General features: G+C 56.3%; 18 protein-coding genes and 1 riboswitch. Of the genes, 10 read left to right on the plus strand and 8 right to left on the minus strand.

The window, feature by feature from the left end; genetic code table 11:
• Nucleotides 1-16: 16 nt before the first annotated feature.
• The 4 genes from ACG2XO_RS06305 to ACG2XO_RS06320 form a co-directional block, all read right to left on the minus strand.
• The gene (locus ACG2XO_RS06305; protein WP_410499965.1) at nt 17-1,087 is read right to left on the minus strand and encodes a DUF1513 domain-containing protein; all 1,071 of its coding nucleotides are present in this window, start codon (nt 1,085-1,087) and stop codon (nt 17-19) included.
• A gap of 2 nt (nt 1,088-1,089) precedes the next feature.
• Entirely contained in the window at nt 1,090-2,100 is a 1,011-nt protein-coding gene (locus ACG2XO_RS06310; RefSeq protein ID WP_410499966.1) for an imelysin family protein, read from the minus strand.
• A 237-nt stretch (nt 2,101-2,337) separates the two neighbouring features.
• Nucleotides 2,338-3,765: a di-heme oxidoredictase family protein gene (locus ACG2XO_RS06315; protein WP_410499967.1), complete on the minus strand. Its 1,428-nt coding sequence runs from the start codon at nt 3,763-3,765 to the stop codon at nt 2,338-2,340.
• 181 nt (nt 3,766-3,946) lie between these two features.
• On the minus strand, nt 3,947-5,080 hold the full coding sequence (locus tag ACG2XO_RS06320; RefSeq protein WP_410499968.1) for an imelysin family protein: 1,134 nt from the start codon (nt 5,078-5,080) through the stop codon (nt 3,947-3,949).
• A 284-nt stretch (nt 5,081-5,364) separates the two neighbouring features.
• On the opposite strand from ACG2XO_RS06320, the gene ACG2XO_RS06325 reads away from it, so the two are divergent.
• Genes ACG2XO_RS06325 through ACG2XO_RS06345 form a run of 5 tightly spaced genes read left to right on the plus strand, consistent with a single transcriptional unit; the run spans nt 5,365 to nt 11,032 of the window.
• Nucleotides 5,365-6,675 carry a lysine N(6)-hydroxylase/L-ornithine N(5)-oxygenase family protein gene (locus ACG2XO_RS06325; protein WP_410499969.1) on the plus strand — a complete coding sequence of 437 codons (1,311 nt, stop codon included), beginning with the start codon at nt 5,365-5,367 and terminating at the stop codon, nt 6,673-6,675.
• Complete coding sequence (locus ACG2XO_RS06330) at nt 6,666-7,853, plus strand: MFS transporter (RefSeq protein ID WP_410499970.1); 1,188 nt, start codon at nt 6,666-6,668, stop codon at nt 7,851-7,853. Before ACG2XO_RS06325 ends, ACG2XO_RS06330 begins: the two co-directional genes overlap by 10 nt.
• The gene (locus ACG2XO_RS06335; RefSeq protein ID WP_410499971.1) at nt 7,840-8,463 is read left to right on the plus strand and encodes a GNAT family N-acetyltransferase; all 624 of its coding nucleotides are present in this window, start codon (nt 7,840-7,842) and stop codon (nt 8,461-8,463) included. The genes ACG2XO_RS06330 and ACG2XO_RS06335 overlap by 14 nt, the downstream gene beginning before the upstream one ends.
• The gene (locus ACG2XO_RS06340) at nt 8,460-10,283 is read left to right on the plus strand and encodes an IucA/IucC family protein (RefSeq protein WP_410499972.1); all 1,824 of its coding nucleotides are present in this window, start codon (nt 8,460-8,462) and stop codon (nt 10,281-10,283) included. The genes ACG2XO_RS06335 and ACG2XO_RS06340 overlap by 4 nt, the downstream gene beginning before the upstream one ends.
• A gap of 14 nt (nt 10,284-10,297) precedes the next feature.
• Entirely contained in the window at nt 10,298-11,032 is a 735-nt protein-coding gene (locus ACG2XO_RS06345) for a (2Fe-2S)-binding protein (RefSeq protein WP_410499973.1), read from the plus strand.
• 25 nt (nt 11,033-11,057) lie between these two features.
• On the opposite strand, the gene ACG2XO_RS06350 is transcribed toward ACG2XO_RS06345, so the two are convergent.
• On the minus strand, nt 11,058-11,918 hold the full coding sequence (locus tag ACG2XO_RS06350) for a lysophospholipid acyltransferase family protein (RefSeq protein WP_410499974.1): 861 nt from the start codon (nt 11,916-11,918) through the stop codon (nt 11,058-11,060).
• Nucleotides 11,915-12,805 (minus strand): lysophospholipid acyltransferase family protein, encoded by an 891-nt coding sequence (locus tag ACG2XO_RS06355; protein WP_410499975.1) that lies wholly within the window; start codon nt 12,803-12,805, stop codon nt 11,915-11,917. Before ACG2XO_RS06355 ends, ACG2XO_RS06350 begins: the two co-directional genes overlap by 4 nt.
• 84 nt (nt 12,806-12,889) lie before the next feature.
• Between ACG2XO_RS06355 and metK the strand changes: the two genes are divergently transcribed.
• From metK to ACG2XO_RS06375, 4 genes are all read left to right on the plus strand, one after another.
• Complete coding sequence (metK, locus tag ACG2XO_RS06360) at nt 12,890-14,059, plus strand: methionine adenosyltransferase (RefSeq protein WP_410499976.1); 1,170 nt, start codon at nt 12,890-12,892, stop codon at nt 14,057-14,059.
• 141 nt (nt 14,060-14,200) lie between these two features.
• A complete protein-coding gene (locus ACG2XO_RS06365; RefSeq protein ID WP_410499977.1) occupies nt 14,201-14,656 on the plus strand; it encodes a hypothetical protein in 456 nt (151 codons plus the stop codon).
• A 59-nt stretch (nt 14,657-14,715) separates the two neighbouring features.
• A riboswitch (S-adenosyl-L-homocysteine riboswitch) is annotated at nt 14,716-14,907 on the plus strand.
• 21 nt (nt 14,908-14,928) lie between these two features.
• Nucleotides 14,929-16,404, plus strand: a complete 1,476-nt coding sequence (gene ahcY, locus ACG2XO_RS06370) for an adenosylhomocysteinase (protein WP_410499978.1) — start codon at nt 14,929-14,931, stop codon at nt 16,402-16,404.
• 258 nt (nt 16,405-16,662) lie between these two features.
• Nucleotides 16,663-17,481: a dienelactone hydrolase family protein gene (locus ACG2XO_RS06375; protein ID WP_410499979.1), complete on the plus strand. Its 819-nt coding sequence runs from the start codon at nt 16,663-16,665 to the stop codon at nt 17,479-17,481.
• Between the two features lie 69 nt (nt 17,482-17,550).
• Here the strand turns inward: ACG2XO_RS06375 and ACG2XO_RS06380 are convergent, their stop codons facing one another.
• Together ACG2XO_RS06380 and ACG2XO_RS06385 are read right to left on the minus strand one after the other, a co-directional pair.
• Complete coding sequence (locus tag ACG2XO_RS06380) at nt 17,551-18,114, minus strand: hypothetical protein (protein WP_410499980.1); 564 nt, start codon at nt 18,112-18,114, stop codon at nt 17,551-17,553.
• Nucleotides 18,115-18,178: 64 nt separating this feature from the next.
• Nucleotides 18,179-18,790, minus strand: a complete 612-nt coding sequence (locus ACG2XO_RS06385; protein WP_410499981.1) for a Clp protease ClpP — start codon at nt 18,788-18,790, stop codon at nt 18,179-18,181.
• Between the two features lie 165 nt (nt 18,791-18,955).
• On the opposite strand from ACG2XO_RS06385, the gene ACG2XO_RS06390 reads away from it, so the two are divergent.
• The gene (locus ACG2XO_RS06390; RefSeq protein ID WP_410499982.1) at nt 18,956-20,131 is read left to right on the plus strand and encodes an iron-containing alcohol dehydrogenase; all 1,176 of its coding nucleotides are present in this window, start codon (nt 18,956-18,958) and stop codon (nt 20,129-20,131) included.
• The last annotated feature ends 29 nt before the right edge of the window (nt 20,132-20,160 follow it).

Genomic DNA, 20,160 nt, shown 5'->3' on the forward strand with positions numbered 1-20,160 from the left:
TTGAGGCAGCAATAGCTCAGGCGAGAATCAGATGGTTATCCCATTGTCTACGGGTATATTGTTCAAGCGCTTTTACAGTATTGCTTGCGGGGCTATACCCGTAGATGCTACCGGCTTCGCTGCTGATCCACGCTTGCTGGCCATTGCTGGCGATTCCGGCAGGACGCTCAATGCTGATGCTTTCAAGCGGCGTGCCGTCGCTGCGCCAGCGCGCCAGTTGGCCGCCGCGCAAGGCGCTGATCAGAAACTGATTGCCGACTGCGGCGATGCTTGCGCCGTAGCCCATCAGTTTGGGCGTTTGCTGCGCAATCACCAGCTCGCTTGCGCCGGGGCGCAAATAGGCGAGCAGCGGCGCTTCGCTGTGTTGAGCAACGCTGGCGTATTCGGCCTGCATCGCAACGCCGAGCGTGCCGTCGCTGGCGAGCGCCAGATGGCGCAAACTCAGCGCCTTATCGGCCAGCTCATATTGCGCCAGCGCTTTGCCGCTCGGCCAATCGAGCAAAGTCAGATTGGCGCTCATCGCGCCGCGATTGAGTTTGGCGCGCCCCGTTTCGGGTAAAGTCAGGATGCCACCGTTGGCAACGGCCAGTATCTTGCCCGGCACTAGCCACAGCAACTCATGTGGGCCTATACCCTGAGTGGGCATTTCGCCCAGGCGTCGTAAAGTTGCCGCGTCGTACAGCCCCAAAACGCCTTGGCCGCTTTCGTCATTATTTTCGGTCGTCAGCAGCGTATTGCCATCGGGCGACAAAAGCGCGTGGCCGAAAAAATGTCGGTCAAATTCGGCGTCAACGAGTTTGAGCAATTCGCCGCGCTGCCAATTGATTTTCGCCAGCCAGCTCCCTTGGCGGCGGCTGACGACGATGGCTTCGCCCTTGCTTAGCGGCACAATGCCATGACCCCGGCCGGGCAAATTGATCGCCGCGCTCTGCGGCGTATTAAGCGCGACCCGGCCTACACCTTGCGCGCCATCGCCCAAGTGGGCGCTGAGCAAAACCGGCTCGGATTCAGCCGCGCCCGCCAGCGCGCTATAGCCCAGACTCGATAAGCTCAGCGCAGCGAATTGGAGGAAATGGCGACGGTTCACGGTTAATCCCCATCACCCTCAGTAAAACCCAGACTCAAATCGAGCTTTTCGGCGATCTGGTTTTGCAGCCGGGCTTTGCTTTGCTGTACCGCTTTGTAGCAAGCACTGCGAGCTTTGCCGCTGGCTTTGGCGAGCGAAGTCGGCAGTGCGCCGCACAGTGATCTGGCTTGTGCAATATCGGCGCGCATCGCTTTGGCGAGCGCGGCTTCGCCGTCTTTTTCCAGTTGCAGATTAATGCCTTCAATTGCTTGGGCAAAGCCGGCAAATTGCGCCAGAAATTGCGCTTTTTCGCTGCCGCTGCGCCATTCGACAAACTGATCGGCGTTAACCTCATCGGCGGTCGGCATGCGTTTGAGCAGGCCGGTCAGGCTGGCGAGCATCAGGTTCACGTGTTCCGAATACATATTCTGGCGAAAGAAGGGATTTTCAGCGCCCAGCTCTGCGCGGTAAATGCGCCAGCCTTCGTCGAGCGTGTGCGTTTCGGTCGCGATTTGGCGGCTGATTTTGGCCAGATAGTCGCAGCGGGCGGGTGTTTTCAGGCTGGCCAGAATAGCGGCTGGCGATGAGCTCGCTACGCCGTCGCCCCACAATAAATATTCAGCCGCAGCCAAGCCTTGCGCTGCGACATTACCTTCGCCACCTGCAATCGCGCTATTGAGTTCGGGCAGGCGGATAGGACGAAAGTCGATTTTTCGTCCTAAACGCGCCAAAACCATAGGGCCAGCGGGGGCACCGTCGAGCGAGCGCCAGGCGGTACTTGCTGCCAGCCACGCAGTGCGCGTTTGCGTCAGTTTGGCCGCGTCAGGCTGAGTGCACAGCGCTGCGGCGCTGCTCGCCAATTGGTCGGCGGCCTGGGTGAGTGAAGCGTGGCGCGGCAAATAGCCTTGATCCAGCCAAGCTTGTGCAGCGGCAATATCGGGCATCGCGCCGCTGGGCGCGTCGTCTTCAGCCCAGACGCAGTTCAGCGTGGCCAGGAAACTGAAAGCCAGCAATGTTTGAGTCAGTTTATTCATATTGCCCTCTTTAATGGCAGGAATAAGGTAGCGCCATCACGGTAATTGATCACGCTGCGTGCAAGTGGCGATGTTTTGCCGTGTTCCCCCCTTTGCAAAAGGGGGGGCTAGGGGGGATTTCTGCACTATTTGACATCTTGGCTGCTGAAGCCGTGTCAAATCCCCCTTAATCCCCCTTTAAAAAGGGGGAAACTACTGTAGCAGCGCTTCGGTGTTGTGGTTCTTACTTTCCTGCAATCACAGCGATTGCAGGAAAGTCGTCAGGTTTTCTCGATCTTGCGCGTTCAGTTTCAATACGTGCTGTTTGCTCGCTTCGGCTTCGCCGCCGTGCCACAGTACGGCCTCCATCAGATTACGCGCGCGGCCGTCGTGCAGATAGCGCGTGTGACCGTTGACTGTTTTGACCAGCCCCAAGCCCCATAGCGGCGGCGTTTTCCATTGACGACCAGAAGCGCGGCCATCAGGTCGGCCGTCGGCCAGGCCGTCACCCATATCGTGCAAGAGCAAATCGGTGTATGGGTAAATGGTCTGGTTGGCAAGCTGCGGAATGGCTGGGAAAGTGCCGGTTTTATAGCTAGGCGTATGGCAGCTGACGCAGTTGGCGTCTTTGAAGATTTGCTTGCCGCGCAACACGTCCTGGCTATCGGCGTCACGTCGCGTCGGTACGGCCAGCGTTTGCGAATAAAAAATCACCTGTTGCAGCGTTTTATCGTCGATCTCTGGCTTACCGCCGCTGGGCGATTTGCGGCAATCGGTTTGCTTCGGCATGCAATCCTCAAGCGGATTAATGCTGGAGGTAATGCCGATGTCGCCCAAGAAAGCACCAGCGCTTTGATGGCCGATTGACGCGACATTGGCTTTCCAGCCAAAACGGCCCAGCAGCTCTTTTTTCGGATTTTTAGAGAAGGCATCAAACACATAATTGGGCTGACCGGCGATGCCCTTGCCCTCGGCCTTCTGGCGTTCGGCGTTGGCCAGAATATCTTGCTGGGGTATTGCCTCCAGGAGTCCGAGGCCAATCATCTGTGGGGCAATACGGGGGGAGAGCATAATGTCTTTATGCAGCGGGCCGTAAGCCAGATCGCTAATGTGGTAGCTGGGTTTGAGCAGGCTATACGCCGTACCATCGGCAAACTGGCCTTTGATCTCGCTGTATTTAATCTGCACTTTGCCTTCGGGTTTGACGCTGGGAATCGCGCGATTATTGAGCTGGCCGCCGTAGACCGGATCGGGCTTCTGACCGGGAATCGATAAACGCAGCAACAGCGCCATCGGCTGCTCGGCCGGGTTTTTCAGATCGGTTTGCAAGCGATTGGCAAAATCAGGCGGCGCGCCACGGCCGTCCATCGTGTGACAAGCGCCGCACGATTGCGCGACAAAATGCGGCCCCAAACCATCGCGCGCCTTGGTCGACGACGGTGCTTCAACCCACGCTTTTTTAAAGAAGGAATTACCGACGACAAAGGTGGTCTTTTGCGCGTCGGTGAGGCCAGGGTAGGGCAGCGAAAACGCATTTTTGCCGTGATCGTCGATGGTGCCAACTTCGCCGCCGGGAAATTCTTCGCTGGCGATAAAGGGCGCGAGCAAGCCTTTTTCATACGCCGCCAAGACGCTGCCGGTGCCGAGCAAACAGGCGGTGAGCAGCCAGAGTGATTTCGTTTTCATTTCTATTCCAGTACAACAGTTCCAATGCAAAAGCCCCAGCGACCCGCTGAGGCTTGGTAAGTAATTGGACAAAAGTTTTCAAGCAAGGCGCAAAGCCGAAGACAGTACAAGTAGTACGGCGAGGCGAAGCAACGATGCGTGAAGACTTTTGCTTTAATACTTAATACGATGCTAAAGCGAATTAAACGCTGGTATTCAGCCGTTTGATGCCGAGTGCTTTGGCGGCGTTGACCAGATTTTTGGTCTGGTTTTTTAGCGATTCAACGACGGCCTGGACGCGCTTGCGACCCGGCGCATCTTTTTTACCGACGATTTCACGATCAAACGGTGCCTGAATGGCTTCAGCTGCTTTCACGCTCGCTGCCATATCGGCACTCACAGCATCAGCAGTCGCTGCGTCTTTTTGTGCGACCAGTTGTTTCAAGCTCGCACCCGAAACCACTTCGCCCGAACGACGGACAAAGCGCGCTTCCCAGACGTTCTGAATGCCTTTGGCATTGGTGACGATATCGCGGTGCGTGTTGTCGGCAAAGCAAGAGTGTTCGTCTTCCTGATTTTGCGTGTCGAGTGCAACTTCGATCCGTTCGCCAGCGAGTTCGCCGCGACTTAAAGTACCGAGGCTGGTGAAGATTTTCTTGATGCTGTCATCGCCGCCTTTTTCAAACTGAGCGCGGAAATTTTTGCCATTCGCTTGCCATTCTTTCTCGACGCTCGCGAGGTCATTCACCAGCATTTGCGTGACCAATTTCAGGTATTCGGCGCGGCGTTTGGCATTTGGGGCTGTCGTGTAATCAGTAAACGCGCGCTGGCCGGCGCTGTCTTTGCTCAAGTCCTGACCCCAAAGTAAAAACTCAATCGCATGCCAGCCGGTGGCGATATTTTCTTCGCCGCCGCGCTCGTTCAGGCTGCGCAATTTGGCTTCGGTGATCGGCGTTTTGCTATTGATAATGCCGGCTTTGGCCTTGCCTTTGACACCGTCGATATACGCTTCATCGAGTGGCCAGGCGTTGATAAAACCTTCCGGCCCCGTTTCCGAATCAATCGGGCCGCCGTAGAAACGGAAAGCTTCGGTCTGACCATACCATTCACGCGCTTCACGCCATGAATCTTGCGCGGCTTTTAATGAATCCGCCGAAGGCGCCGCCAGAAAAACGTCGATCTTGGCCTGCATCTCGCGTGCGCTGGCGAGGCTGTCCTGATAAGACGCAGAAACCAGTACCGCGTATTGGCTAACGACTTGCTGGGTATTGACCTCAGCGGCCTGTGCAGATAGTGCAAAACTGGCGCATGCAATAGCGACTAGCAATTTCTTCATGATGTGATTTCAGCGAATGTAATGGAAGAAAAAATTCTAATCGAACTGGTTTTTAAATGCAAACGATTCTCGTTAACAAAATTGCGCTATGTACCCGGATTATTTGATAAAAAGACCTGACAGCAAGCCAGTCCGGGCTCAGTTTTATGCATTTTCCTGACTTGCTGTTGTCATAATGAGATTGATAATGATTATTATTTAATATATTGTGCAGCGCTTCCAATACGTTCAAATGAACAGAAACGCCGCGCCATTCCATGGCAGGCGAGCTCGGAGACAGTGGAATGCGCGAAACAATCTATGACTTTATTGGCATCGGGATAGGGCCGTTCAATTTGGGGCTGGCTGCGCTTAGCGAGCCATTGAGCGACGTCAATGCCCTCTTCCTCGATATGGCCGACAGCTTCGACTGGCATCCCGGCATGCTGCTTAATGAGGCGACGCTGCAAACGTCCTTCATCGCCGATCTGGTCACGCTGGCCGACCCGACCAGTCCCTACAGCTTTCTGAATTACGCCAAGCAGGTCGGCCGGCTGTACGCTTTCTACATCAAGGAAGATTTTTTCCTGTTGCGTCAGGAATACAACCAGTACTGCAAGTGGGTCGCCTCGCAGCTCTCCTGTTTGCGTTTTGGGCAGTTTGTCGAGTTGGCGCGCTACGATGAAGCTCGTCGCTGCTATGTGTTGAGCTGCCTGTGTACGCGTACCGGTCGTGTGAGCCAGTATTTGGCGCGCAAGCTGGTGCTGGGTACCGGCACCAAGCCGCAACTGCCGCGCTGCTGCGATGGCGTGCCGGTCGTTCACAGCGGCCAATACCTCGCGAACCGGGCCGAGCTGCAGCAGCACAAGACCATCGCCGTCGTCGGCAGCGGGCAGAGCGCCGCCGAGATCTATCTTGATCTGCTGAAAGACGCGCCGCGTCACGATTACCGCGTCGACTGGATCACCCGCTCGCCGCGCTTTTTCCCGCTGGAATACACCAAGCTCACGCTGGAAATGACCTCGCCCGACTACATCGACTATTTCCACGCGCTGCCCGATTCGGTCCGCGACCCGCTGCTCGACGCGCAAAAGGGCCTCTACAAGGGGATCAACCGCACATTGATCAATGCGATCTACGACGAGCTGTATCGCCAGAGCCTGGTCGGCTCGCCGCCGTCGATGTTGCTGAGCAATACCGAGATGAAAACCGTCGAACACGATGCGCAGCGTGGCTATATGCTGGCGCTGCATCACGATGAAACTGGGCAGACGGCTAATTACAGTTGCGATGCGCTCGTCGTCGCTAGTGGCTACGGTTATCAGGAACCCGCTTTTCTGCAAGGAATCGCGCCGCGCATCCGGCGCGACACGCAAAATAGGCTCGCCGTTGCGCGTAATTACAGCGTCGACACGCACGATGGCGAGATCTTCGTACAGAACGCCGAGCTGCACACGCACGGGCTGGCCGCGCCCGATTTGACGATGGCCTGTCATCGCAATTCGGTGATCCTGCGCGAAATCCTCGGCCATGCGCCTTACCCGATCGAGGAACGCGTTGCTTTCCAGACTTTCGGCATGCTGCCAGCGATTGAACGGGAGCAGGTATGGGTCTGAAATTCTGGCTGATCGCGATGACGGCCGTCGCGGTGGTGGCCGACACGATGCTGCTGCCGTTCTACCCGCAATATTTTGCCGAACGTTTCGGCGTGACCGATCCCGAGCACATCGGCCTGTACACGGCGGCGATCTGCCTCGTCGCGATGCTGTCGCTGCCGCTGTGGGCCAAGCTCGTCCGCCCCGGCGGCACGCTGCGGCTATTGATGTGGACGCAGGTCGGCGCAGGGCTTTTGTGCATCGCCTGCAGCCTGACCGACAATCTGTGGGCGTTCTGGGCGCTGTCGCTGGCGATGATCGTCTTCAAGGCCAGCTACCTGCTGATCTACCCCTATCTGATGGAGGGCGTCGCCGAGGAAGACCACGCCAATACCATCGGCGTTTTGTCCATCGTCGTGCATTTCGGCCATATCGCCGGCGCGGTGCTGGGTGGGCTGGCGCTGGCCTACTGGCCGCTGCAGCACGCCTTTTTGCTGATGGCCGTCGGCGATGTCGTGCAAATTGCCGTTTGCGCCGGACTGATCATCGCCGGGCTTGAGCGTCCCGTCGATCCGGCTGCGTCGCAAAGCACTGAACCGCTGCGCACCTCATCAGGTATCCACGCGCTGGGTTTGCTGATGCTGGTTTTCTATTTCAGCGAATACCAGATCGTTCCCTTCTTCGTCGAGTACTGGAAGCAAATCGCGCCGGGACACGGCGTGCAGCTGGCGTCGTGGGTTTATGCGATTCCGGCCGGTGTGGGGCTGCTGGCATTGTGGTTCAACCACCGAGCTGTCCGCGGCGACTGGGCGCGTAGCATCGTATTCTGCCTGTTACTGGGGGTCGCCGGGCTGGTCTTGCAGGGTTGCGGGAAGCCGGGCTGGGTGCTGCTGGGCCGGTTGATGTTTGGCTGGGCGTCGTTTCAGCTGACGGTGCGGCTCGATTCGATGATTTTCGAGCGCAGCACTCCTGAGGCCTACGCGCACGACTACAGCAAGATCAATATCTACCAGAACGTCGGCGTGCTGATGTCCTACTACGGCGCCGGCTGGCTGGTCGGCCAACACGGGCTGGCGACGCCGTTCTGGCTCGCCGCCGCAGGCTTTGCGCTGACTTTGCTGCTCTTCCCGCTGCTCAGCGCTCCGCGTCCTTTTTTCCAACGTCTTGCTAACCGGAGCACCGCCGATGTCTTGCCCTGATTTGCTTATTACAACGCCTTTTCGATATACCGTCGATGGTATTGGCGAATTCGTTATTCTGCCATTGGGTCGCAGCGACATACCCCTGGTTCACGAATGGGTGACTACAGAACGCGCCAGTTTCTGGGGCATGCAAAATCAAACGCTGGCCCAAGTCGATGCCGTCTATCAGTCGCAAATCGATTCAGCGCACCATGCGCCATATATGGCTTTTTGCAATGGTAAACCCGCTTTTTTGCTGGAAACCTATGACCCTGCACATGATGAACTGGGTGAGCACTATCAGGTGTTGCCGGGTGATCGTGGCATGCACTTTCTGGTCGCTCCGGTAGCTGCCAGCCCGGTGCACGGATTTAGCCGTGCAGTGATGCAAACCATCCTCGCTTTCCTGTTTAGTGATGATCAGGTGACTCGGATCGTCGTTGAGCCGGATGTGCGCAATGAAAAAATCCATCCGCTTAATCGTGCCGCCGGTTTCGAATACCTGCGCACGGTCGAGCTTTCCTACAAGACCGCCTGGCTTGCCGTCTGCCAGCGGCAGCAATTTCAAGAATCCCAGCGTTTTCACGAATCATCATCAGCGCAATTTTGCATGGAGACTGCATCATGACTGCCCGTTTACCTCATCCGATTCCCGCCGACTGCCCACACCTGAACCCTGAAGTCTGGAGCAAGGTCAACCGCCTGCTGGTTCGCAAGGCACTCAGCGAATTCGCCCATGAGAGCCTGTTTGCCCCGGTGGAAACCGGCGCCGGCCAGTACGTCGTTTTCAGCGACGACGCCCGCACCGCCTACCATTTCGCCGCCAGCCGCCTGCCGCTGAACCACTGGAGCATTCCGGCCGATTCGATCCGCAAGGAGGTCGACGGCGTCGAACACGCGCTCGATGCGCTCTCGTTCATGATCGAGCTGCGCGACACGCTGAAACTGAAAGACCACGTACTGCCGGTGTATCTGGATGAAATCAGCGCGACGCTGTACGGCAGCGCGTTCAAGCACGACCGGATCGCACCGAGCGCCGCCGAGCTGATCGATGCGGACTTCCAGACCGTCGAAACCGCGATGACCGAAGGCCACCCGTGCTTCGTCGCCAACAACGGCCGCCTGGGGTTTTCGGCGGCCGACTACCGCTCGTACGCGCCCGAAGCCGCGCAAGCCTTTCAAGTCATCTGGGTCGCCGTTCACAAGGATCGCGCGACGCTGTCGATCTCCAGCGGGCTTGATTACGCGCAGATGCTGGCCGAGGAGCTGGGCGCCGATGTGCTTGCACGCTTTGACGCGCGACTGGCCGAGCTGGGATTGAATCGCGACGACTACCTGCTGATGCCGGCCCACCCGTGGCAGTGGCAGAACAAGCTGTCCATGGCCTTTGCTGCTGAAATCGCCCAGCGCAAGATCGTTTATCTGGGCGCCAGCGAAGACGTCTATCTGGCGCAGCAGTCGATCCGCACCTTCTTCAATATCAGCGCGCCGCACAAGCGCTATGTGAAGACCGCGCTGTCCATCCTGAACATGGGCTTCATGCGCGGCCTGTCGCCGTACTACATGCTGGCGACGCCGGCGATCAACGACTGGGTCTATGCGCTGGTCGAGGCCGACGCCTACCTGCAGCAGCAGGGTTTCCACATCCTGCGCGAGGTCGCGGCGATTGGTTACCGCAATCCCTATTACGAAGCTGCGATCAAGGAAAACAACGCGTACAAGAAGATGTTCTCGGCCTTGTGGCGCGAATGCCCGCTCACGCACGTCAATGAGGGCGAAAAGCTGATGACGATGACGGCGCTGGTGCATCTGGACAACGACGGCCGCGCGCTGGTCGCCGAGCTGATTGCGGCGTCGGGCGTTTCCGCCGATCGCTGGGTCGACGGCTATCTGGACGCCTATTTCGCGCCGCTGCTGCACTGCTTCTACCGTCACGACATGATCTTCATGCCGCACGGCGAGAACCTGATCATGGTGATGAAGGATCATCGGCCGGTTCGCGTGCTGATGAAGGACATCGCCGAAGAAGTCGCGATTCTCAACCCGGCCGTCGAGCTGCCGGAAGTCGCCCAGCGCATCTCGACGCACATCCCGGACGACATGAAAACGCTGTGCCTGTTCATCGATGTGTTCGACGGCTACCTGCGCCATCTGGCGGCGATCCTCGAAGAGCAGTGCGAGTACAGCGCCGAGCGCTTCTGGCACGCCGCCGCGCGCTGCACGCACCGCTACCAGTCCGCGCATCCGGATCTGGCCGGGCAGTTCGCCCGCTACGACCTGTTCGCCGCCGACTTCGAGCACTCGTGCCTGAACCGCCTGCAAATGGCCAACAACAAGCACATGCTGAACCTCGAAGACCCGGCGAGCAGCCTGCAGATGGCGGGGCGCCTCGTCAATCCGCTGGCGCAATGGCGCGAGCCGGGCTGCATTGTGGCTGTGCAAGACTAAGCATGGACGCGGCCTTGCCACATCTCGTGCCAGTGCTGTCTGCAACGCTCGATGATGTGGCTCGGGCTATGCCTGCGTTGCGTGGTCGCGTCGTCTCCGGAATTACCGCGCAACCTGAGCTTGCTGCGGACTTGCTGACGCATTGGCGGTTGGTCCAACCCGCAGCTGGACGCTTGTATTGGGCGGCACGTAGCTGGAGCATGCTGATCTGGCAGCCAGCTTATCTGAGTGTGTTCGCCGTATATTGCAGCCGGGTTGCGGTTCCGCTGAGCGGTTTGTGGCAGGACGTTAGTCAGGGGAGTACTGCCGGTTTTGCGATAGCGGCGACTACATTAACTGATTCGGAAGCTGACGCGGTAAAGCAGCCGGATGGGCTGATTGCTGCGGCTGCGCACTATTTGCTCGATTACCAGCAGGAGCATCTGCCGCGATTGCAGGCGATTGAGCCGTATTCGACCTATCAGGCGGCCTGTATGAGTGTCGATTGCCTGCTTTCAGCTTTGCAGATTGTTGCGGCAAGGCTGAACTGGAATGCTGAAACCGTCTTGTTGCAAGCTGATGTCTGGCTGGATGCGTTGCAGTTGCAACGGCATGGCCGCCTGATGCGGATCGAAACCGTGTCCGGTTCGTGTACCGCACTGGATCGGAAAGGCTGCTGTCAGCACTTTCGTATTCCCGGCGAAACGGCATGCGCGAGCTGTCCGCGCAGGCCGATGTCTGAACGTTTGTTGCTATTGAGTTCCGAATAGACTGAATTCTTATGAACAGGGTCGATCAGTAAAAACCGGCTTCGCCTTCCGGGCGAGTTTTGAAGCGGCGGTGCAGCCAGTAATACTGGCTGGGATATTGACGCGCAATATCTTCGATAAACGCATTCATCCGGTCGGTATCCTGCTGCAGATCACCGCTGGGGAAGTTGTCCCACGCAGGATAAAAGCGCGAAACAAAATGCCCGCGTCCGACGGTGGTAATGATAGGAACGACGGCGGCACCGGTCATTTCGGCGAGTTTGCCCAGCATCGGCAAGGTCGCGGTCTGAATGCCGAAAAACGGCGAGAAAATCGATTGCTGCGCGCCCATATCCTGATCGGGCAGGTAGTAAAAAGGCAGCTTGGCTTTGAGCGCACGAACGATAGGACGAATGCCGTCGGTGCGCTTGATCAGGATCGGATCGTTAAAGCGCGAGCGGATTTTCAGACTGAGCTGGTGAAAAGCGCCGCGTTGTTCGGCATACATGCTCGCGCCCTTGTGCTTTTCGGTATACAGCACACCGCCAAAGTCGAGGCCGAGAAAATGCGGGCAGAGCAGAATCAGCGCCTGACCCTGATGGGGCTCGACGTTTTCAATACCCTCTATCTGTATTAGCCTGTAGAGCCTGGCTGGGCTGGCGTGCAGCAAGATACTGTAGGCAAGAATCGTGCTGCACAGATCGATAAAGTGCTGCCGCAGGATTTGCGCTCTTTGTTTTTCATCCCATTCAGGAAAGCACAATCGCAAATTGGTCTGGCCAATATGGCGGCGTTTTTTGAGCGCGAGATACAGCAGGTGGCCGAGCGGAATCGCGAGCCATTGCATGACGCGAAACGGCAGCCAGTGTATCAGCCAGGTCAGGGCGAGCAGCAAACGCAGTGTCATGCCAATTCCTCCTGCGGGTCGGCTGGCGGTAAAGGCGCACCGGCTGGATGCTTGTAGCGGTGATAGCTCCAGAAATATTGCTCGGGAATCTGGCGAATCAGGTCTTCGCAGTTCTGATTCATCAGCAATGCGTCGTGTTCGGCATCGCCATTGAGTTCGCCGATAAAAGGTTGAACATGAAAACGGTAGCCGCGCGCGATGCCAAGTCGTTCGGTGTAGCAGGGCAGAATGATGGCATTGCTGGCTTTGGCCATTTTGGCGAGTAAAGTCATTGTGTACGCCGGTTTGCCGAAAAATGGCACCCAGAGTCCTTCGCCGCCGCCGGGTACTTGATCGGGCAGCAAATACGCGACGCCGCCCTGCTTGAGTGTTTTGAGCAAAACGCGCACGCCGGAGGCATTCGCCGGTGCCGGTTCGGCGCCGCCGCGCGAGCGCGAATAAATCATCAACGGTTCGAGATAGTCCTGCTTAGGTGGCCGGTATAGTGGCGCAAGCTTTTTGGGGACTAGTCCAGCGACACATACCCCGGTCATTTCCAGCGCGCCCAGATGCGGTGACATAAATATAATTGGCCGGCCGCTCGCCAGTGCGGCCTCGACATGTTCCCAGCCGCGTTTTTCTTTCACTAGCTTGAGCAGATCATCAATCGGCCTCATCCAGTGCGGGAAAAATTCTAATGCTGCAACACCGTGCGCAGGAATACTTGACTTGATTAATCGGTTATAATCAGCGCTGTTTTTTGCGATCGCACTTTGTTTCAGGTTGGTTCTCAGGAAGCGGCGGTGACGGGCAGAGCCCCACCAGACCAGCCAGCCTACGACCCAGCCTAGCGCTTGCAGCAAGGGCAGTGGCAATCTGGCGATCCATTTTGAGAGCGTGAGTAGCATTGAGTAGTCGAGCACGTGATCAGAAAGCAGATTGTAGCTGCGATTGGCCTATTTGGGGTCATGTAACCGAGGGTAATAACAGCAATGAAAGATTTTTTATTTACATCCGAGTCGGTATCCGAAGGCCATCCGGACAAAGTTGCAGACCAGATTTCCGATGCGATTCTGGACGCGATTTTAACGCAGGATAAAACCGCTCGCGTGGCGGCTGAAACGCTGGTCAACACCGGTTTGGTGGTGCTGGCGGGTGAAATCACTACCAACGCCAATATCGACTACATCCAAATTGCTCGCGATACCATCAAGCGCATTGGCTACGACCATTCCGACATCGGTTTTGATTACAAAACGTGTGCGGTGCTGGTGGCTTATGACAAACAATCTCCGGATATCGCGCAAGGCGTAAACGAAGGTCAGGGTCTTGATCTGGACATGGGCGCTGGCGATCAGGGTTTGATGTTTGGCTATGCGTGCGATGAAACGCCGCAATTGATGCCTGCGTCAATTTACTACGCGCACCGTCTGGTGCAGCGCCAGGCTGAATTGCGCAAAGACGGCCGCCTGCCATGGTTGCGCCCCGATGCCAAATCGCAAGTGACGCTGCGTTACGACGGCGAAACCGGCAAGGTCAAAGAAGTTGACACGATTGTCCTGTCGACTCAGCACCACCCGGATGTGTCACACGCGCAATTGTCGGAAGCGGTGATCGAGCATGTGATCAAACCGGTGCTGCCAGCCGAGTGGATTACGCCGAATACCAAATTCCTGGTGAATCCGACTGGTCGTTTCGTGATCGGCGGCCCGATGGGCGATTGCGGTCTAACTGGCCGTAAAATTATCGTTGATACCTACGGCGGTGCAGCGCCACACGGCGGCGGCGCTTTCTCGGGTAAAGATCCATCGAAAGTGGATCGCTCGGCAGCGTATGCAATGCGTTATGTGGCAAAAAACATCGTCGCAGCGGGTATCGCCAAGCAGTGTCTGGTACAAGTGTCTTACGCCATTGGCGTAGCGCAACCGGTGTCGATCATGGTCGATACCTGGGATACCGGCGTGATTTCCAACGACAAAATCGTTGAATTGATCAAAGCGAACTTTGATCTGCGCCCGAAAGGCATTATCCAGATGCTCGATTTGCAGCGTCCGGTCTACAGCCGCACCGCAGCTTACGGCCACTTCGGTCGCGAAGAGCCCGATTTCACATGGGAACGCACTGATAAGGTCGAACAGCTTAAAGCTGCTGCGGGCCTGTAATCTCGCTTTAGTCCAGACAGCCACCTTCGGGTGGCTGTTTTTATTGGTGCTTGCCGCGTTGCAAGCGATGCAGATCAAAATTGCGCGTAATGAATTGTGCTGTAATTACCATCTGATTGTTGTTTTTGCAGGAGACCCACAATGTCGATTATCACTCGTTTGGCTTCGCCCCCTGAATACCGCCAGCTCTCGCAATGGTTTACCGACGCAGGCCAAGTTGCGCCAACGCTGGCCGATATGGTGTTGCTCGCGGAAGAGAATGCCGAGTTGTGCGGCGCGCTGCGCGTGGTGATGGCGCGTGGCCTGATCCGGCTCGATAGCGTGATTGCGCGCGATGATGAGGTTTTGCAGCTCTTATTGCTGCAATCATCGCGTTGGGTTGGGCGCGAAGTGTGCTGGTCGCTGGTGTCCGCACAAGCGTTACCTATGTATCTAGCTGCAGGCTTTATCCAGCAAGACTCAGCGGCAGATACCCTGATAATTGAGGCAAGTGAGCGTGGTTTGCTGATTGTGATGCGCCCTGTGCCACAGGAGGCCGAAGCAGCCGAAGAGATCGTCGTGGCCGCCAGTGGTGGCTCGGCTTTGCCGCCGGTCTGATGGCTGGCAATTCGCCACGACCGGGCTGCCAGACGCCGATTTTTACGCTAGAATTCGCCCACACCGAGGGGCGCTGCAGCCGCCAGCCTGATTCAGGCCAGGCGTTCAGGCTCGGTCGTTAAGTGCTAAACCAAAAGTTCTCATGCATCGTTGCTTCGCCTTGCCGTACTAACTTGTACTGTCTGCGGCTCAGTGCCTTGCCTGAAAACTTTTGTCCAACTACTTATCCAATTCAACGGCGCTCACCTTTCGTTCAAACCCTGCCGGGTTCGATGACGGTGAGCATCGACCCGGCCACATGGAGCATTATCGTGGCCGATTCTCAAAACGTTCAAAACAGTTTCAAAGACTATCACGTAGCCGATATCAGCCTTGCCGCCTGGGGCCGCAAGGAGCTGAACATCGCCGAAACCGAAATGCCCGGCCTGATGACTGTGCGTGACGAGTACAAAGCGCAGCAGCCACTGAAAGGCGCGCGTATTGCCGGTTCATTGCATATGACGATCCAGACTGGCGTACTGATCGAAGCCTTGCAGGCTTTGGGCGCTGAAGTACGCTGGGCATCGTGCAATATTTTCTCGACGCAAGATCATGCTGCGGCGGCGATTGCGCTGAATGGCCACAACGGCCAAGGCACGCCAGTTTTCGCATTTAAAGGCGAATCGCTGGAAGAATACTGGCAATTCACGCACCAGATTTTCGAATGGCCGAATGGTGAACAAGCCAATATGATCTTGGACGATGGCGGCGACGCAACCTTGCTGCTGCATCTGGGGGCGCGTGCCGAGACCGATCTGAGCCTCGTTGCTAATCCGACCAACGAAGAAGAAACCGTGCTGTACGCAGCGATCAAAGCGCAAATTGCCAAAGATCCAAAATGGTATTCAACGCGTTTGGCTGCGATTAAAGGCGTAACTGAAGAAACCACCACCGGCGTACATCGTCTGTATCAGATGCACGAACAAGGCAAATTGGCGTTCCCGGCGATCAATGTGAACGACTCGGTGACCAAGTCAAAATTCGACAATCTGTACGGCTGCCGCGAGTCTTTGGTTGACTCGATCAAACGTGCGACGGACGTAATGGTAGCGGGTAAAGTGGCGCTGGTTCTGGGCTACGGCGACGTGGGTAAAGGTTGTGCGCAATCATTGCGCGGCCTCGGCGCGACCGTGATGGTGACTGAAATCGACCCGATTTGCGCGCTGCAAGCGGCAATGGAAGGCTACCGCGTCGTGACCATCGACGACGTGGCTGATCAGGTTGATATTTTCGTAACGACGACGGGCAATGTGAGCGTGATCGCGCATGAGCACTTGGTGCGTATGCGTAACAATGCCATCGTGTGCAATATCGGCCACTTCGACTCTGAAATCCAAGTTGCCAGCCTGCGCCAATACGAGTGGGACAATATCAAGCCACAAGTCGATCACATCGTGTTCCCAGACGGCAAACGCATCATCTTGCTGGCCGAAGGCCGCTTGGTGAATCTGGGCTGCGGTACCGGTCACCCATCATTTGTTATGTCCAACTCGTTTGCGAATCAAGTTCTGGCGCAAATCGAATTGTTCACCAAGCTGGATCAATACCCGGTTGGCGTGTACGTATTGCCTAAGCATTTGGACGAAATGGTGGCGCGTTTGCACCTGAAGAAAATCGGCGCGAAGCTGACCGTGTTGACTGATGAGCAAGCTGCCTACATCGGTGTACCGAAAGAAGGTCCTTACAAGCCCGCGCATTACCGCTATTGATTGGTAAAGCAAAAGCGCCCACGCGGTGTTACTTCGCCTCGCCGTTCGATGAGTACTGATCTTCGGCTTTGTGCCTTGCGTGAGCGCTTTTGCGTATTCAATTACCTACCCCTTCTGTCTCCTCCCTGAGGGGAGACCCCGCGTCGCGGGATGGGGAGTTGATTAGTTTGAGCCGCCCTTTGTGGGCGGCTTTTTTTATTGCTTCGCGCGCGTGATGAACAATAATCAAGTGCTTGATTGATCAATTGAAAAGGATGAATGATGCTCGATACCCGCCGTGATTTTCTGAAAATAAGTCTGGCCAGCGGTTTTGCGTTGGCGGTGCAGCCTGTTGCAGCAGGTACGATTCAAACCGATAGTGAAGGCTTGCTGGCGGGCGAAATCCGCATTGGCGATATGCCGGGCTATCGGGCGCAGCCAGCGGGCACATCCGCTGCTTTGCCTACCGTGATTGTGATTCAGGAAATTTTCGGCGTTCACGAGCATTTGCAGGACGTATGCCGCCGTCTGGCCAAGCAGGGTTATCTGGCGATTGCCCCCGAGCTGTATTACCGGCAGGGCGATCCGCGCAGCTATGCCGACATCAACGAGCTGATCAAAAATATCGTCAGCAAAGTGCCCGACGCGCAAGTAATGAGCGATCTGGATACGGTAGCAAGCTGGGCTGCGAGTAATGGTGGCGACGCAAAACGCCTAGCTGTTACCGGCTTTTGCTGGGGCGGGCGGATCACCTGGCTGTATGCCGCGCACAACCCGAATGTGAAAGCGGGAGTGGCTTGGTACGGTCGTCTGGTTGGGGTTACGAACGAAATGACGCCGAAAAATCCGATTGATATTGCCAGGGATCTGAAGGCGCCCGTGCTGGGATTGTATGCAGGGCAGGATAAAGGGATTTCACTGGAAAGCGTCGAGCAGATGAAGGTCGCGCTCAAACAACAACGCCAGCCCTTTGGGATGTCGGTCTACGAATCGGCCACACATGGTTTTAATGCCGACTACCGACCGAGTTATCACGAGGCCGCGGCCAAAGATGGCTGGGAAAGTATGCTGAGGTGGTTCAGGCGCTTCGGTGTTTAAATCAGGAGGCTGGCGGGTTGATAGAAAAAGCGGCACGGGAATCCGTACCGCTTTTTTAAATGATTGAGTTTATAGTCCGAAAACAGAAGGATCGAAGCGCTGGAATGGTCCTAGTGGGGTAGTGTCTTTTTCGAATTGCTCGATACTTGGCGTACCGCTCCATAGCTTGTAAACGACTTTGTCCTGCTGGATGATGAAAATTGCGTCGAAATACCAGCCGCTGATCGTGGTATTGCGCTTGAAACCCAAAAAGTCGAGCCAGAAATTACCGTCGCGTTTGCGCAAGGTGCTGCGCTGTTCAACTTCATAAGCAAAGCACGCCAGTTGTTCCGCCACGCAGCGCTGGATTTGTGGCGCCATCCAGCGCGGATCACCACCGCCAGTGAGCGCCAGTCTGCGCATCAGGTCGGCATGGCTCAGTTTGGTGATATTGGGTGTTTTGCTGGGGTTGAGCCCCATTTCGTGCAATTGATCGAGCGTGGTTTTTTCGATTTCGATCGCATTAAATGCGGTTTCGGCCTCGCTGTAGCTCGTCCAAGGTGTGTCGCTGTTTTGAATGGTGCGCGGCAGTAGCGAGGTACATGAAGCTAGCAGTCCACAGGCCAGAGCTGCACTGATTTTGCCCGGTTTCATATTGCCTCCTGCGCGCGATTTATATCATTAGTGTAGTTAGGTTTACTGCCAAAGCAATCGTTCATCAGGGCTGAATTTTCTTTTTAACCGCTTTGCGTGGGGCGTTCGGCGCTTTCAGAATACGGCTTAAACGACGACGGATTTCGTCCGAATCCATCCAGACATCGCTGCCTTTCAAGACTTTGCTGATTTCGGCATCAGAGAGAAACGGCGAACAAATCCGGGTCATGACTTTTTCAAACCAGAGCCCTTGCGCAGCGACTTGCGCCTGTTGCTCGTTACCTTTACCGGCGAGGCTGCCCGAGTAGATGTGAAACATCAGCTGGCAGTTGTCATGGACGATCAATTCATCACCAGAAAGAAAAATAAATGCCGCCATCGAGTAAGCGCGCGCTTCGAGCACGGTTACGACGCGGGCAGCTGATGCACGCATATTGTTGATGATTTGCAGGCCTGTATCGAAATTGCCGCCGGGAGAATTAAGATGCAAATAGATCAGGTCGGTTTCGCTGGCCGAACGCAGGGTATTAAATAAATCGGTGTAAAAATGTGGCGCTTCGATTTCGCCGCAGAAATAAAATGAAACTTGCCGGATTGGTAACTGCTGCTCATATCGTACCAGGCCGGTAAAAGGGAGAATTTCGATTTCGTTCTGATCCGGCAGTTGTGCTGACATGGCTGAAGTACCCCGAGGAATAATCGCTATTTCAGTATGTGCGATGCTGCGTAGTCTTGCGGGAGATTCAATCCGGGAATCTCTGTCGGACGGTAGGGATTTGCGGTGTGGCTGCCATCCCCTGTTTGCGTTACAGTGATTGATCGCTCGTTTTGGAGTTCTGCCATGCTCAATTTTACTTTTCATTCGCCAACCCGATTGCATTTTGGCCGCGGGCAGGTTCGGCAGCTGACCAAGGAAATTCCGGCAGGCAGCCGGGTGTTGCTCACTTCGGGTGGGGGCAGTATTCGTCACAACGGTGTGCGCGATGAAGTGCTGGCTCAGTTGGCGCATTGCACGGTGATTGAATTCTCCGGCATTGAACCCAATCCCGAATACGAAACGCTAAAACGGGCTGCCGAGTTGGGGCGGCAGGAGCGGGTAGACTGGGTGCTGGCGGTGGGTGGGGGGTCGGTGATTGATGGCAGCAAGTTTATCGCCGCAGCAATTGACCTCGAAGTGGGTATCGATCCGTGGCTGATGGTTGGTAATCGCACTCCCATCAACAGTGCAAGGCCGCTCGGCGTCGTGCTGACGCTGCCGGCCACTGGTGCAGAAGGCAATAATGTCGGCGTGATTTCCCGTCGTGAAACGCTCGACAAACAGTCATTTCGCAGCCCTTATTCGTATCCGTCTGTTGCCATTCTTGATCCGTGTTTTACTTTCAGTCTGCCGCCGCGGCAGATTGGTAACGGCGTCGTTGATGCCTTTGTGCATACGCTGGAGCAATACCTGACGTATCCGGTTGACGCGCGCGTACAAGATCGAATGGCTGAAGGCATTCTGCAAACGCTGATCGAAGTCGGGCCAACGACCTTGGCCGAGCCGGATAACTACGATGCGCGTGCCAACTATATGTGGGCGGCAACGCAGGCCTTGTTTGGTTTGATCGGTGCGGGCCAGCCGCAGGATTGGTCCAGCCATGCCATTGGTCATGAACTCACTGCGCTGTACGGGCTGGATCATGCCCGTTCGCTGTCGGTTGTTGTGCCGCATCTGCTGCAATATTGCCGCGCCGACAAGGCCGCCAAACTGAAGCAATATGGTGAACGCGTTTGGGGTTTGCAGGGTGATGATGAAGCCATTATTGATGCAGCCATTGCCGCAACCCGTGATTTCTTCGTGCGCATGGGCTTGCCCGTCACGATGGCGCAGGCCGGGATCAATGCCGGGGAGGCCGCGCAGAAAGTCGAAACAAATTTGCCACGCCATAAACCGCAGCCGGTCGGAGAGCATGGCAAACTGACTGCGCAGGATTGCGCCGCGATTGTGCGAAGCAGTGTGGATTCTATGGAAGCATGACGGTCGTCAGTGGTCGGATTTGAAGTCAG

The organism is Chitinibacter sp. S2-10 (assembly GCF_046530675.1).
Taxonomy (GTDB): domain Bacteria; phylum Pseudomonadota; class Gammaproteobacteria; order Burkholderiales; family Chitinibacteraceae; genus Chitinibacter.